The organism is Pontibacter sp. BAB1700, assembly GCF_000277005.1.
Lineage (GTDB): Bacteria > Bacteroidota > Bacteroidia > Cytophagales > Hymenobacteraceae > Pontibacter > Pontibacter lucknowensis.
This window is the reverse complement of record NZ_AKIS01000112.1, coordinates 1-14,227: the sequence shown is the minus strand read 5'-3', so window position 1 is coordinate 14,227 and position 14,227 is coordinate 1. Positions and strand designations below refer to the sequence as shown.

Here is a 14,227-nt window from a genome sequence, read left to right as displayed (position 1 = left end):
ACGCACTCTTCTTCTGTTACACCTGGATAAACAGTAGATTCATAGATCACGATGTCCCCACGTTTTAATACTTTTCCCACTGTTTCGCTGGCCTTATACAGCGGGGTCAAGTCTGGACGGTTATTCTTATCAACTGGGGTAGGTACAGTAACAATATAATAATTACACGCTTCGATATCTTGTAGCTGATTAGTGCAATACAGACCAATTTTTCCATTGACACTAGAAGTCAAAACAGACTTCAGGTATTCATCTTCTACCTCAAGTGTACGATCATGCCCAGTATTTAATTCCTGCACACGTGCTTGATTGATATCGAAACCAATAGTTGAAAATTTTTTTGCAAACTCAACGGCCAGTGGCAAACCTACATAACCTAAGCCGATCACGGCTATTTTGGCATTTCCTATACCTGTCAATTCTGTATCTGACATTTCTTTTATGTTCGTTTTTCTAGTTTCTTTTATTACTCTCTAATCTATATTTGGTACTTATTAAAAGCAAAGCGATTAATTTACCCTTTCACTAATTTTCTCAACTTCCCACTAAATCCTGTCTTCTCCTCTTCATAATAATTCCCATAACCATAACCGTAGCCATAGGAATAACCGTAGCTATTGGATTTCTTTGCATCATTAAGCACAATCATTGGGTGCTTTAGTTTGCGTGATTTATATAAGTCATCAATTATCTGGAGTTGCTTCTTGTGTGTATAATTATAGCGTACAATATATAAGCTGGAATCAATATAAGGAGCGAGAGCTAATGTATCTGCCACTTGCCCAACAGGTGAAGAGTCCAAAATAATATAATCAAAAGCTGTTTTCAGGTCATCAATCAAAGTGCCGATCTTAGGAAGCAGCATCAGCTCTGCAGGATTTGGTGGGATAGGACCAGATCCGATAATTGCCATTTCAGGCATATCAGGTGCAAATTGAATCATGTCTTCTACCTGCACCGTATCGGAGATTAGGTAGTTTGTAATCCCAATATTATTGGGCAGGTTTACACCTTGTGTTAACTTTGGCTTGCGCAAGTCAAACCCTAGTACTACTACCTTTTTGCCTGTCATTACTAGACTTGCAGCCAGGTTCAGACTGAAGAAAGTTTTACCCTCGCCACTCATACTGGAAGTTACCAGAATCACTTTATTCTCCTTACCACCGGCAGCAAATTGTAAATTAGCTCGCAGCAGGCGAAAAAGCTCAGCACTGGAGCTACGACTTTGTTGGCTAATAACTAACATTTGCCCTGTGTCATTATGTCCAATCTCTCCTAATATAGGAGTCGTAGTAGCTTTTTCCACGTCACGAATTTCTTGCACAGAATCATTAAGCATGTCCCGAAGGAAAATTCCTCCAAAAGGGATGGCCAACCCAACCAAAAGGGCCATCAAGTAAATGTTGGTTGCTTGTGGCTCAATTGGGCTGCTGCCAGCCGCTGCCGGGTCAAGAATTCGGGAATTAGAAGGCGTGATGGCCTGAGACAAAGCAGCTTCTTCGCGCTTTTGGAGCAGGTACAAGTACAGCCCCTCTTTTATGCCCTGCTGACGTTCAATCTCAGTTAGCTCTCGCTGCATAGAGGGCACTTGACGCACCTGCGATTCGAATTGGCGGGCACTAGCCTGTAGGTTGCGGCGCACAACTAACAACCCTTCCCGGATATTGCGGATATTTTCCAAGATATTCAGGCGCAGGATCTCCAACTGCTCATTTACATTTCGCAGGACCGGGTTATTCTCGGTAATAGAACGCCCCAGGCGACGACGTTGGTTTTGTAGTTCATTAAAATTAGTAATAAGTCCACCGAGTGTCGGATCAGCAATATCTAGGCTGGTAGGCACTAATTCATACTTGTTTTCTTCTTTTTGCAAATAACTTTCTACTGATTTAAGTATTTCTAACTTTACCTCATTTTCAGTAATTTGCTGATTATAGGAATGAGCGGTGCTTTGATACAAACCACCGCTAGCAATAGGGTCAATGAGACGATTCTCCTGTAAATAACGCTCTACATCTTTTTCAACATCTGTCAGCTCCCGGGTTAGGTATACCAGCCGCTCGTCTATAAATTGAATCGTCTTAGTAACTGCCAGGTTTTTCTCGTTTACTGATTCCCGATTGTAAACCTCAATCAATTTATTTAAAATATCTTTACCTTTTGCTGGTACAGGATCAGTAAGGCTCAGTTCCATTACAGTAGCATATTCGTTCACGCTTTTTACGCCCAATTGCTTGCTGTAGCTACTCGCCATTTTGCGGAGGTCATTGAAACGCACTAAAACGCGTCGGCCCTGATCATTTGTTACATCCGAGTCAGACAATATGGTGAATGTACCATAATTCTTTCGAATCTGCTCACCAAACTTATGAGTAGAAATTTTATTCTCACCTTCCCAAATGCTGAAGCTGTTATCATTTTCTACTTCTACGACAAAGCTCTTGCCCAAACCTGCTGAATCAAGTTGTGCAATTACTGCTTGTATGGGTGCACGCGGTCCGTACAGTTCCGGTGACTTAATTCGCCCCTCACCATAATAAGAAACCTCGAGACCTAACTCCTGCAGCACACGCTCCATTAAGCCTTTCGATTTAATGATTAACACTTCATTTGAGAATGTCTTATTTGCTTTAAATAGAGCAACATCAGCAAATACACCACTACTAGCTAAGTCAGCTCCACTCTCATCTTTAATCAGAATAGTTGCCTTCACACTATAAACTGGTGTAGAGTATCGTAGGTATAAATGGGCGGCTGTAAGGGCAATGGCTACCCCTATCACAAATAGGTACCAGTAACGCAGGTAGCGCATTACCAGTGCTTTTATATCTAAAGACTCAGAATTATCTTCCTGAAAATCGAGATCGGACATAGTCTAAAAAAAGGAAGTATTACTTATTGAAATAACCGGTAAAGCACAAAAGCAGAAGACACTAAGCCCACAGCGAAGGCCCAATTTCGACGGATGAAGCTGGTACCAGCAATCTTAGCTTTATCCGGCTCTACATATACAATGTCATTTTGCTGTAAATAGAAATAAGGCGAAGCCAGTGTTTCTTTGCTATTCAGATTTAAGCGTGCCATAGTTCGCTGTCCATCCTGTTCCCTTATCACTAATACATTGTTCATCTTACCATAAATAGAAATGCCACCCGCCATAGCTAATCCTTCAAGAAGATTCACTTCTTCGTTATCAGCAGGTACATCAACCACTCTCGGTCCTGTTTCGCCCATCATTGTAAATCGAAAGTTCTGCAATCTTACCTTCACGATAGGATCCTGCACATAGTCGTGCACTTTTAACATTAGCGTGTCACGAACTTGTTCCGTGGTCAGCCCCTGCACCCGCATATTCCCTAATACAGGGAAATCGATAGTCCCTTTAGTATCCACCAAGTAACCTTCATTTTCATTACCTAATTGGCGCATCATTTGTCCCCCTCCTGTGCCACCCTCTTCCATCACAATACCGCGGTTGAAGAGCATGTTAGTTTCCATATTGGGAGTCAATACATCAATAGAAAGCAAATCACCTGGCTTGATAGTCAGGCGCTTCATTTCTACCTGTTCTGTAATCAGAGGCTTTTGTTCCAGGTCACTAAAATAGACGATGTTACGGGTGCGCAGGGAGCTGCAGGAGGCGAAGAAGAGAAGACTCAGGAAGAGTACTAGTTTAATTTTCATATAGGGTAAATCGCATTTGCGAATGCAATAAGCTAAAGGCAAAATATAGTCATAATGGCATAAACACATGGTTGCCAGAAAGCAAAATTACAGAAAATGTTTTTGAAAACAGTTTTTCGGATAAGTTAATTGTCAGAATCAGGATTTTCAGAATTAAAGGATTCACAGAATTTCTCTTAAAAATGATTTTGCTTAAAGCATGCTCAAGTTTCTCATTGCATTCGAAATGACATATTGTATTCCTTTGCATTTGCCTGCTAAATCCACACATTTTGTAAATTGCAATTCCTATTGATACTCTCTTAAACAGACACACCATGAAAACCATCAACCCGAAAGAAACCAAAACGGCGGAAGTGCATGCTTTATTGCTGGGGGCATTGCGCCGCGGCCAATTGCCTTTGCCAGCACGGTGGATGAGGAGGGGAATGTGAATCTGAGCCCTTTCAGTTTTTTTAATGTGTTCAGCGCCAAACCACCGATCGTGGTCTTCTCCCCTGCCCGCCGCGTACGAGACAATACCAGCAAGCATACCCTGGAGAATGTAGAGACGACCAAAGAGGTGGTGATCAATATCTGCAACTACGAAATCGTGGAGCAAATGTCGTTGGCTAGCACGGAGTATGACAAAGGAATTAACGAGTTTATCAAGTCGGGCCTGACGCCGGAGCCTTCGGTCATGGTAAAGGCCCCACGAGTGAAAGAAGCGCCTGTGGCCATGGAGTGCCGGGTAAACGAGGTGATTAGCCTTGGCCCGGAAGGCGGGCTGGTAACCTGGTGATCTGTGAGGTGCTGCTGATCCATGTGAATGAAGACATCCTGAACGAGGAAGGAAAAATTGACCCTTATAAACTGGATGCCGTCGCGCGTATGGGCGGGGACTACTACCTACGGGCCAACGGCGATTGCATATTCGAGCTGCCCAAGCCGGTGCGCAACAAAGGGGTTGGGGTTGACCAGATACCTGATTTTATACGAAACAGTAAGTTATTAACTGGAAACCACCTGGCTCGCCTGGGAAATACAGAAGTAATCCCTACTGCTGAGGAAGTGGAGGCTTTTAAATCTGATCCGCTGGTTAACTATACCTTGAGCAAGTATGGGCATGATCAAGCGCAGTTGCGTGCAGAGCTGGAGAAACTGGGTAAAAAGCTGCTGGATGACCACCAGGTGCAGGAGGCGTGGAAGGTTTTATTATTGAGTGAATGATTGATGGTGCATGATTAACCCACCCCTGCCCCTCCCAAGAGGGATTTTTAGCACTCTATCCCTACAGGCCTTTTATCTCTTTCACTTCTATTTCTTCTAGCAATATCTCCGACACTTTTTTCATCTGCCCTGCTTCGAAAGCCTGGTCGTAAGCTTCCAGCGGAATAGTCTCGTCCTTAATGGTATAGTTGTTATAGTCCTGAAATAAGATGCCGCCGATAGTGCGGGGGTTAAAGGCTTCGCGGAAGCGGGTACCGCCGTCGTTTTCCTGGAAAGAGTAGGCCAGGTAATCCATGTTGTGGCGCTGCTGGTGGAACCAGTAAATGTAGACATCCTGGTAACCTTCCCCACCGCCTTCCTGGGCAAAGGTGACACGCACCTTGTGGTAAGGCTCGCCTTTGATGGTGCTTTCGCCCAGGTATTCTTTCTGCACGGCCTCGTCGTTGAGGGCATAAGGCAAGAGGGCAAAGTAGATCACGGAGTTAACGGAAGCGGTATAGGCTTTCTGTTTTTCTTCAGGAAGGTCTACCTCTGCTCCATTCACCGTGCGGGTAAAGCCGCTGTTACGCCACACATCGCGCACCTCCTGCCCAGTGGAGTCTGCAAAAGTACGGCTGTACACAAATACCCCTCCATCACGCAAAGCCCGGTACTGCCTGTCCCGAAACTCAAAGCTGATCGCACTCTTCAAAAAGCGCTCACCACCATGTACCTCAATCGCCTGATCCACGATCTGCTGCGCATCGGGCTGTTTTTCTGTTTGGCAAGAGGTGATGCTGGTCAGGAAGAGAAATAATAGAGCGTAAAGTGCTTTGTGTGCCATGGTGTGGTGCGTTTTAATTGCAGGCAAGTTAATCAATCTGAATCAGGATTTACAGGATTTTAAGAGGGCCCCTACCCCCACGGATTTACAGGATTCTCAATATCGATTGTAACTTTAAATTACTCCTAAAAATCAGAAAGTAATTTTCTCTAATAGATCAATCCTGAAAATTTTAAAATCCTGTAAATCCTGATTCAGACAAAAGTAAAACCTCCTCTTCCACAAGTTACCCCTACGCTTAAACTTGCGGTATAATTATTTCTTAATCATCCAGATCTCTCCTATCGTCGAGATGACAAAATAAAAAAACAAAAACCCCCTCCTGTTTTTAGGAGGGGGCTTGGGGGAGGTAATATCAATTACTTCTTGGCCGTAAGATCCAGGCTTACCGTGAAGTTATCGTCGATTACTTTGTCGCCCAGGTCATCGAAGAAACTCTTAGAACCGTAGCGTACGTCGTATTTTGCGCGGTCAACGATCACATCGGCTTTGGCAGTGGCTGTGCCGTTCGTAACATTGATCGTAGCCGGGAAGCTAACCGGGTTGGTCTTACCTTTGATAGTCAGGTCGCCTTCTACGTTATAGTTTGGCTGACCGGCAGCAGCATCGGCAATCGGGCTGATGCGGTTGATTTTAAAGTTAGCAGTCGGGTGCTGCTCAACACCGAAGAAATCGTCCGACTTCAGGTGACCTACCAGGTCGCTGTTGTACTTGGCATCTTCGATGTCAGTGTTTGTGATAGAGGCCATGTCGATGGTGAACTCACCACCCACTACCTGGTCGTCAGCAACTACCAGCTCACCGCCTTGCAGGCTGATGTTACCAGAGTGCTCGCCACCTACTTTTTTACCGTTCCAGGTCAGTTCGCTGGCAGCCGGATCAACGGCATACGCATCGCCTTCAGCTGTAGCAGTAGCTTCAGTAGTTACGGCAGTTGTGTTTTCAGTTGCAGTGTTGCTGTCGGTGCAGGCAGTAAAGAAAAGCGCTGCGGCCATAGAAGCAAGGATTGCTGTCTTTTTCATGTGATTCTAATTTAGATAATAATAGTTTTCTGAATTTGAGTTACAAATTTAATGTATATACATTTATTGTACAAACATAGTTCAGAATATTTTGTCGGAATCAGGATTTACAGGATTAAAAGATTCACAGGATTCTCAATATTGATTGTCATCCCCCTGCCCCCTTCGAAGGGGGACTTTTCCCCCAAGGAGGACTTTTCTGTGGCTACTCCTATTGAGGTATAAGCATAGTTATGCTGGCCTTTCACCACACTTGCCAAGGAACCCACCCCTGCCCCTCCCAAGAGGGGAATCTCTGCCTACTCCCTCTCAGAAGTATAAGCGTTGTAGCACTGACCACTGACAGGTATAGCAAGAGTAATTTGCCCCTTGACCTATGAAACAGATCACCTGAGCTAGGTGCAACTAAATGACACTCCACTGTTCGAGCGTTCAGCGAGTGGGGGTAGGGGCTCTCGATTTGGAGGGTCTTGACTTTTTTGCTTACTTTTTGTGTCAAGACAAAAAGTGAGGCCCGCCCGGCCAGGGCAAGCTATAGAACAACACTGGTTGCTATACCTGCATAAGCACATATACAAAAAAAGCTCTCCTCTTTTACAGAGGAGAGCTTTGCTAAATCCTGAGGTTATACCTATTAACTATTCGTCTGCTTTGCCTTTACATTGAAACTCACAGTAAACTCATCGTAAATCGCCTTGTCGCCCAGGTTCTCGAAGAAATTGCTGGAGCGGTAGCGGATGTCGTATTTAGTGCGGTCTACCGTCACATCAGCTTTGGCAGTGGCTACGCCGTCTTTCACGGTGATGGTGGCAGGGAAGCTAACCGGGTTGGTGATGCCTTTGATGGTCAGGTTGCCTTTTACGTTGTAGTTCGGCTGACCAGCGGCGGCTTTCGCGATCGGAGTAGTCTCAGTGATCACAAAAGTAGCGCCTGGGTGCTTGTCTACACCGAAGAAATCATCAGACTTCAGGTGACCTACTAATTTACCGTTCATACCGGCATCCTTGATGTCTTCCACTGTGATCGAACTCATGTCGATCTCGAAGGTGCCACCGGTTACGCGGTTCTTATCTACCTGCAGCTGACCGCTTTTCAGGGAAATCTTGCCATAATGCTCGCCTGTCACTTTTTTGGCGTTCCAGTTTACTTCGCTGGCGCTCGTCTCAACAGCAAAAGTTCGTCCTTTGGCGGGAGCGGCCACTTCTGTTGCATTCAGATCGGTGTGGGAGGTGCCGGTAAAGGCAGATAGCATCAGCGCAGCTGCGAGCGATGCCAGAATAGCGGTCTTTTTCATGTGTTGATTTATTGATTTTTAAGTGGTTGGATGGTTTATTTTTAAAATGGTTTAATGATCGAATTGATAATTATTGGGTACACGATTAACCCACCCCTAGCCCCTCCAAGGAGGGGATTTCAGTGCACAATCCAGTCAGGTAACGTTGCTACATTTCAGCTTCTCACCTTGTCGAGCAAGCGGCTGAGTTGCAGTGCCTCTTCGTCTGAGAGGTTGGTGATGCCTGTTCCCTTCCCTCCTTCCAGCTCGTCCATCTGCTTGAGCAAGTCCAGGCCTTTGTCAGTGATCAGCACATCTACGGTACGCCGGTCGTTCGGGCACTGCTGGCGCGTCACCAACTCTTTGGCAACCAGCTTATCCACAATGCGGGAAGCGTTGGAAGTCTTGTCGAGCATCCGTTCGATCAGCATGCTAACGGTAGCGGGCTTTGGGTATTGCCCACGCAGGATACGCAAAATATTGTACTGCGGCAAACTTACGCCAAATGGCTTGAACTGCCCACTCTGCTGCTGCTCCACCCACCCGGCGGTATACACCAGGTTGATGTAAGCCTTCTGGTGCGGGCTCCTGAATACCGACTGCTTTATTTCTTCTTCTATCTTCATGTTATATTGTTTCGTTGTTGGTATTAACCTGCTCCTCCTGAAAATTATCTGAATCTCTACATAGGGCCCCTACCCCAAGGATTTGCAGGATTAAAGAGGGTCCCTACCCCCAGAGGGGAATTGAGAACGATTGTCATCCCCCTGCCCCCTTCTTTGTCGAGGGCCCCTTCCCCCAAGGGGGACTTTCTGCACGAGAATACTCCTCTTGAGTGGCAGAGTGTGTTAGCAGTCTAATGAGAATCCTGTAAATCCTTAAATCCTGCAAATCCTGATTCAGACAAGCTCACCCCTCCCACAAATATATGTACATACATTTAATACAACAACATAGTTCAGGATTCTACTCAAATATATTTCACTTCTGCTTCCTGAAAACAGCGATGCACTAAAAATATATAATCAAAGCTACACCACCTCTTGATTATAAAAATATTTATTTAAAATATTACGGTTTATAGTCAAACCTGATCCTTATCTCTAAATCTCTGATCCTTATCTCTAAATCTTATACTTCTCACGATTATGAAAAAAGCATTTAAAATCATCGGTATACTGCTTGTGGCGCTGGTAGTAGTGGCTGCGGCAGGTATTGTATACCTGCGCTATACCTTCCCGAAGGTAGATGCTGCACCGGTCATCACGATCGATAAAACACCGGAGATGGTGGAGCGGGGGGCATACCTGGCCAATCATGTGGCGGTTTGCATCGACTGTCACTCGACCCGCGACTTCTCCCGCTTCTCCGGGCCGATCGTTGAAGGCACCTATGGCAAGGGAGGTGATGTGTTTGACCACTCCATGGGTTTCCCCGGCACATTCTATGCCCGCAACATCACACCAGATAAGGAAACAGGTATAGGCAATTGGACCGATGGCGAGATCTATCGCGCCATCACGACCGGGGTCAGCCGCAACGGTGATCCGCTCTTCCCGGTGATGCCCTATAAGTCCTATGCCAGCATGAGCACCAATGATGTCTATGCCATCATTTCGTATATCCGCACCCTTGATCCTATCAAACACAAGGTACCAAAGGGCGACCCGGACTTCCCGATGAACCTGATTCTGCGCACCATTCCCTCCGGCAGCCCTACGCCTACGGATGAGCGCAGCTTAACCAGCGAAGTGCTGCGCGGCAAGTACCTGCTTTCCATCGCCGCCTGTGCCGACTGCCATACACCGCAGGAAAAAGGAGCTCCCATTGAAGGCAAGTACCTGGCGGGTGGGTTTGAGTTCAATTTCCCGAACGGAGCCGTGCTGCGCTCTGTCAACATCACGCCGGATAAGCAGACAGGTATAGGCAGTTGGACAGAAGACGCTTTCGTGCAGCGCTTTAAGAACTACGAAGCGCCGGAAGCGACTGCAGCAAAATTGGAGCCCGACGCATTCAACACGATTATGCCCTGGGCCATGTATGCCGGCATGAAAGAAGAGGACCTGCGCGCCATCTACAAATACCTGATGTCTGTGGAGCCAAAAAACAACAAGGTAGAGCGCTATAGCCCACCAGGGGCTGTTGCTAAAAAGTAGGGAGAGTAGCGGGAGCTTGTTATCATCTCGACGAAAGGAGAGATCTGGATTAGCGGATAGCCTGAAATAATTCAGATCTCTCAATGCTTTCGAGATGACAGCATCAATAAATCATTGCTTAAGTTGCCGGCTGCAGTTCAGAATGACGTGGTATAAAAGTGGTGAAAGAGGTGTGAAAAAGTTAACTTGCAGGTATGACAGCAATCAGTCTTATGCAGGAAATCACTTACACAACTTATATCAAAAGTCCGCTGGGTCTTTTGCGCATTAGTGGCACCGAGCAAGGTATAAGCGAAATCAGATTTGAGGAAGAGGGGGCTGTACCTGCTCTTCCGGCATCACCGGCACCAGCTTGTCTGCAGGCCTGCGTACAGCAGTTGGAAGAGTATTTTGCAGGTGAGCGTCAGGATTTTGACCTGGTACTCGCCCCTACTGGCACCGCTTTCCAGAAGCAGGTATGGCAGGAGCTGCAAGGTATACCACATGGCAAAACCACCAGTTATCTGGCTGTGTCAAGGGCTGTTTCGGGTGAGAAAGCCATACGTGCGGTGGGAGCTGCGAACGGACGTAACCCGATCTGCATTGTGGTGCCCTGCCACCGGGTGATCGGCAGCGACGGAAGTCTGACCGGTTATGCGGGTGGCCTTTGGCGAAAAGAGTGGCTGCTGCGACATGAAGGTGCCCTGCGAACTGCTACACAAATTCCGCTCTTTTAAAAATTCTAATATTAACCAAAATACTGCAACCCACTTGCATGTATGTAGTATAAAGTAAAAGCACCCTGTGTTAAGGTGCCTTTACCATGTATTACGTATGCAACTGTCTTATCAAAAAGCGAAATCAGACCTGCTCGAAGCCCAGCTGGGTACGCGGGTACTCGCTTTTTGCCTGGACTCACTCTTCCTGATTTCCATTATCGGCCTGATCGAGTACTTTACCTTCAGCAGCAACGAGGAGGCTCTGCTGTTTAAATCGGAGCGCCTGCTGCATATCCTGCTGGGCTGGTTGTACTTTGCTGGCGCCGAAAGTGCTGCCTGGCAGGGCTCCATCGGCAAGCACCTGCTGGGGCTTCGCGTCGTGGGGCATAGCGGCGACCGCATTTCGTTCCGACGCGCCAGCCTCCGCTACCTGCTCAAGCCAGTAAGCATCTTTGTGCTGCTCATGCAGGCATTGACAGGGACTTCAGTCGCTTCCTACTCCCGCCTCTTTCACGACCGCATCTGCAAAACCAGGGTGCTGTCCTGAGCGCTAAGCCCCGAACTCTGTCACTTCTACAGTCGCCGTATTATCCGGACGCACCGTCAGTTTGAACAGATAGCGATACTGGCTGTCTGCAATCTCCTCGAAGGGCTTTTGCGCACCGAATGCCTCAATGATCGGCAGGAGCGTATTGGAGTGTCCGGCTACCACAACCGTCTGCCCGCGATGCTTTTGCAGAATGCGCTCCTTCAGGCCTTCAAAATCATGACCTTCATACTGCACCACCTCGATGTTGCGTTCCTGCGCCAGCGGATAAAGCGTCTGACCGGTGCGCATGTACTTCGTCGCGTACAGGGCGTCTACCTCCTGCCCTTCCAGTAAAGCACGCAGGGCCTCGGCACGGGCATGCCCCGCCTCTGTCAGCTCCGGATCTTCGTTGGACGCTTCCGTGGTATCCTTTTCGGCATGTCGCACCAGGTATACCGTGGTCACTTCCGTAGCGGTCTCTATTTCCTCGATCTGCTGATCAGAAGTAGCGGAGCCGGAGTTGCAGGCACTGAATATGCCCAGAAATAAAAGCAAGAGGCTGATTTGTAAATAGTTTTTCATGAGTTAAGGTTTAAAATTTGTCTGAATCATTACGTAAGGCCCCTATAACTTATACCCCAGCTCTATACCTGCAGCCAGCAGGCGTTCGGCCTGGCCGCTTTTACCTTCCTGATGCAATAGCCTTACTAGGCTTTGGCGGGCTTCGTAGAGGTACGGGTTTTCGCGTAGGGCAGCTTCGTATGCTTTTTGGGCACGTTTCGGTTCTTTCTCCGCTTCCCATACCTTACCGGAGGCAAACAGAAAATCGGCCAGCTCGGCAGGGGTGTGCTGCACGGGTTGTTTTTTGAGTTCTTCCTGCGCCTTGTGGGCATCCCCCAGGCCGGCATATACCCGGGCTAAAAGGGTGGCTTCGCTGCGGGCACGCACTTTTCCGCTGCTGACAGGCTCCAGCAACTGCTGTGCGGCGGCTTTGTCACCGAGTTGCAACTGCCAGGCAGCCATGCGCACCATGTAGTCCGGGCGAGGAGTACCTGCTGCTGCCAGTATACGTTGCGCTTCTGCCAAAGTAGCAATGGCTTCGGTATACTTGCCCTGTGTGGCCAGTACCTCAGCATACTGCTGACGAAGCTCGTAGTGCTGCGGCTTGCGGGCCACCAGCGCCGCCAGGGTGCGCTCCGCCTCCTGCGATGGGGCGGCCGTGCCACGTAACCAGCTGGTATAGGCCTGCGCCTCGTCGCGGCGGTCGCGCAGGTAGGTCGAGATGGTCGGGGCATTCTGCACATAGCGTTCCCCTACTGCAATCGCCTCGGGTAGCAGTCCGTAGGAAGTGTACATCTCACGGAAAGCCTGGTTGATGCGGGCGCGGGTGAGCAGGTCATCCTCCAACAGCAGGGCCTGGTCATAGCGCAATTGCTGCTCCTGCACGGCACGGCGGACCGTCAGCTGCCCTCGTCTCTGCCGCGGGCCTCCAGGCAAGTCAGCCTCAGCGGTATAGATAGGCGCATAGTCTTTATTCACTTGGCGGGCCCGATCCAGCCACTGCTGTGCTTCATCGAGGCTAGTTGCCTTTGCTTCAGTCCGGCATAAGCCAGCAGAGCGGGTTGGTAATTGGCGTCCCAGATCAGGGCAGAGTCGAGCAGCGCAGCGGCTTTCGGGAAGTTGTGCGCCTGGTCTCGCGCTCAGCCAGGTTCAGGTATACCTGCGCCCAGTTACTGGCCATGGCCTGTTTGTCGCCAGCCAGGTAGGCCTCCTGCCGCTTCACCAGTTTATCCAGGAAGGTATAAAGTTCCGGATCCTTTGCTTTGAGATCGCCGGTGGTATTAATGGACTTGTGGTTGAGCGGGTGCACTTTGACAGGTTCGAAATAAGCCGGATAGGTTTGGGCCAGGTATTCGTGCTCGTTGTTGGCGGAATAGTAATCAAGGGTGCGGCCCTCTTTCATGGCATTGTGGTAGAGACGACGAACCGCCCGGTTTTCGGCATCGGTAAAAACCCGGCCATGAAACAGGTGCACGTACTCGTGCAGCACCACGTTGCGCTCCAGGTAGGCGCCCCGGATGACATACTCAATAGCGGCGGCACCGCTCCCCACGCCCCGGATATCCATCCACTGGCGGTTATCGAAGGTGGTGGCCTGTCGGAAATAAGGCGAATTCATGGCAATGGCCAGATCAATGTGCAGGGGCGGGATCACGAACTTTTCTCCCTGTCGTGACAGAAAAGGGAAGTATACAGTACTGGCGTATAGCTGCGACCAGACCATTTTCTGAACCGTCTCTCCTGGGTAATACGTCACATCCGGAAACACACGGGCAAAGTTGACAGGATCTTTTATCTCTGTCTGCTGGATCACCTGCGTGAGCGAATCATAGGCGGCCAGGTAGACGAGCTGCTTCTGCTTGATGACTGCGGCCAGGGCATTGTGCGCCGGTCCGTAATGCTGCTTCCGGCGTAGAATACGCTGAAAGATCACTTCGGCGGAGTCGAGTCGAGGTTGACGCGACAGGTCGAAGGCCATGTAATAAGCCGAACCACGGAGCATGTCGGGCAATACAGAGGCCGGATATGCCTGCTGCACCTTGCGTATTTCGGTCAGGGCCTCCTGCAGTTTGCTTTGAGAGATCAACAGATCAGCCGACTGCAGCGCTTTGCGCACAGCTTCATCTTCCGGTTGGGCATAGTCAGCATAGGTGAGATTGGTATGGCCGTTGCCCCAGTGCCAGTGCGTGACATAGTGCAGCGGATTGAGTTCCAGCGCCAGCTCCCATTGCGCGGCCATGGCATTGAGCTGCGTGGCATCCACCGGCGCCAG

13 protein-coding genes and 1 pseudogene are annotated in these 14,227 nt (G+C 48.7%); 4 read left to right on the top strand and 10 right to left on the bottom strand.

The window, feature by feature from the left end; translation table 11 throughout:
• The 3 genes from O71_RS13575 to O71_RS13565 all read right to left on the bottom strand — a co-directional run.
• The coding region (locus O71_RS13575; protein WP_007657715.1) for an NAD(P)-binding domain-containing protein at positions 1–434 on the bottom strand (434 nt) is incomplete at its 3' end.
• 80 nt (positions 435–514) lie between these two features.
• Positions 515–2,872: a polysaccharide biosynthesis tyrosine autokinase gene (locus O71_RS13570; protein WP_007657712.1), complete on the bottom strand. Its 2,358-nt coding sequence runs from the start codon at positions 2,870–2,872 to the stop codon at positions 515–517.
• A gap of 23 nt (positions 2,873–2,895) precedes the next feature.
• Entirely contained in the window at positions 2,896–3,684 is a 789-nt protein-coding gene (locus tag O71_RS13565; protein WP_007657710.1) for a polysaccharide biosynthesis/export family protein, read from the bottom strand.
• Positions 3,685–4,001: 317 nt separating this feature from the next.
• Between O71_RS13565 and O71_RS13555 the strand changes: the two are divergent.
• Positions 4,002–4,893 (top strand): annotated as a pseudogene (locus O71_RS13555) (flavin reductase family protein).
• Between the two features lie 61 nt (positions 4,894–4,954).
• On the opposite strand, the gene O71_RS13550 reads toward O71_RS13555, so the two are convergent.
• From O71_RS13550 to O71_RS13535, 4 genes are all read right to left on the bottom strand, one after another.
• Complete coding sequence (locus tag O71_RS13550) at positions 4,955–5,716, bottom strand: DUF6503 family protein (RefSeq protein WP_007657706.1); 762 nt, start codon at positions 5,714–5,716, stop codon at positions 4,955–4,957.
• Between the two features lie 359 nt (positions 5,717–6,075).
• Positions 6,076–6,738 carry a YceI family protein gene (locus tag O71_RS13545; protein ID WP_040574285.1) on the bottom strand — a complete coding sequence of 221 codons (663 nt, stop codon included), beginning with the start codon at positions 6,736–6,738 and terminating at the stop codon, positions 6,076–6,078.
• A 634-nt stretch (positions 6,739–7,372) separates the two neighbouring features.
• Positions 7,373–8,032: a YceI family protein gene (locus O71_RS13540; protein WP_007657704.1), complete on the bottom strand. Its 660-nt coding sequence runs from the start codon at positions 8,030–8,032 to the stop codon at positions 7,373–7,375.
• Between the two features lie 155 nt (positions 8,033–8,187).
• Positions 8,188–8,637, bottom strand: coding sequence for a MarR family winged helix-turn-helix transcriptional regulator (locus O71_RS13535; protein WP_007657703.1), 450 nt, complete (start codon positions 8,635–8,637; stop codon positions 8,188–8,190).
• 522 nt (positions 8,638–9,159) lie between these two features.
• On the opposite strand from O71_RS13535, the gene O71_RS13530 reads away from it, so the two are divergent.
• From O71_RS13530 to O71_RS13520, 3 genes are all read left to right on the top strand, one after another.
• Positions 9,160–10,167, top strand: a complete 1,008-nt coding sequence (locus O71_RS13530) for a c-type cytochrome (protein ID WP_007657702.1) — start codon at positions 9,160–9,162, stop codon at positions 10,165–10,167.
• Positions 10,168–10,361: 194 nt separating this feature from the next.
• Positions 10,362–10,883: a methylated-DNA--[protein]-cysteine S-methyltransferase gene (locus tag O71_RS13525; RefSeq protein WP_007657700.1), complete on the top strand. Its 522-nt coding sequence runs from the start codon at positions 10,362–10,364 to the stop codon at positions 10,881–10,883.
• Between the two features lie 97 nt (positions 10,884–10,980).
• Positions 10,981–11,412 (top strand): RDD family protein, encoded by a 432-nt coding sequence (locus O71_RS13520; protein ID WP_007657697.1) that lies wholly within the window; start codon positions 10,981–10,983, stop codon positions 11,410–11,412.
• Positions 11,413–11,415: 3 nt separating this feature from the next.
• Here O71_RS13520 and O71_RS13515 read toward each other — a convergent pair whose 3' ends face one another.
• The 3 genes from O71_RS13515 to O71_RS24325 all read right to left on the bottom strand — a co-directional run.
• Positions 11,416–11,976 (bottom strand): histidine phosphatase family protein, encoded by a 561-nt coding sequence (locus tag O71_RS13515; RefSeq protein ID WP_007657696.1) that lies wholly within the window; start codon positions 11,974–11,976, stop codon positions 11,416–11,418.
• 42 nt (positions 11,977–12,018) lie between these two features.
• On the bottom strand, positions 12,019–12,933 hold the full coding sequence (locus tag O71_RS13510; protein WP_007657694.1) for a hypothetical protein: 915 nt from the start codon (positions 12,931–12,933) through the stop codon (positions 12,019–12,021).
• Between the two features lie 103 nt (positions 12,934–13,036).
• On the bottom strand, positions 13,037–14,227 hold a 1,191-nt coding region (locus O71_RS24325; RefSeq protein WP_040574283.1), incomplete at its 5' end, for a hypothetical protein.

What these genes read in the sequence shown, in the direction of transcription:
- O71_RS13565 (WP_007657710.1), bottom strand. Translation starts at nt 3,684, where the DNA reads ATGAAAATTAAACTAGTACTCTTCCTGAGTCTTCTCTTCTTCGCCTCC.
- O71_RS13545 (WP_040574285.1), bottom strand. Translation starts at nt 6,738, where the DNA reads ATGAAAAAGACAGCAATCCTTGCTTCTATGGCCGCAGCGCTTTTCTTT.
- O71_RS13515 (WP_007657696.1), bottom strand. Translation starts at nt 11,976, where the DNA reads ATGAAAAACTATTTACAAATCAGCCTCTTGCTTTTATTTCTGGGCATA.
- O71_RS13530 (WP_007657702.1), top strand. Translation starts at nt 9,160, where the DNA reads ATGAAAAAAGCATTTAAAATCATCGGTATACTGCTTGTGGCGCTGGTA.
- O71_RS13520 (WP_007657697.1), top strand. Translation starts at nt 10,981, where the DNA reads ATGCAACTGTCTTATCAAAAAGCGAAATCAGACCTGCTCGAAGCCCAG.
- O71_RS13570 (WP_007657712.1), bottom strand. Translation starts at nt 2,872, where the DNA reads ATGTCCGATCTCGATTTTCAGGAAGATAATTCTGAGTCTTTAGATATA.
- O71_RS13540 (WP_007657704.1), bottom strand. Translation starts at nt 8,032, where the DNA reads ATGAAAAAGACCGCTATTCTGGCATCGCTCGCAGCTGCGCTGATGCTA.
- O71_RS13525 (WP_007657700.1), top strand. Translation starts at nt 10,362, where the DNA reads ATGACAGCAATCAGTCTTATGCAGGAAATCACTTACACAACTTATATC.
- O71_RS13535 (WP_007657703.1), bottom strand. Translation starts at nt 8,637, where the DNA reads ATGAAGATAGAAGAAGAAATAAAGCAGTCGGTATTCAGGAGCCCGCAC.
- O71_RS13550 (WP_007657706.1), bottom strand. Translation starts at nt 5,716, where the DNA reads ATGGCACACAAAGCACTTTACGCTCTATTATTTCTCTTCCTGACCAGC.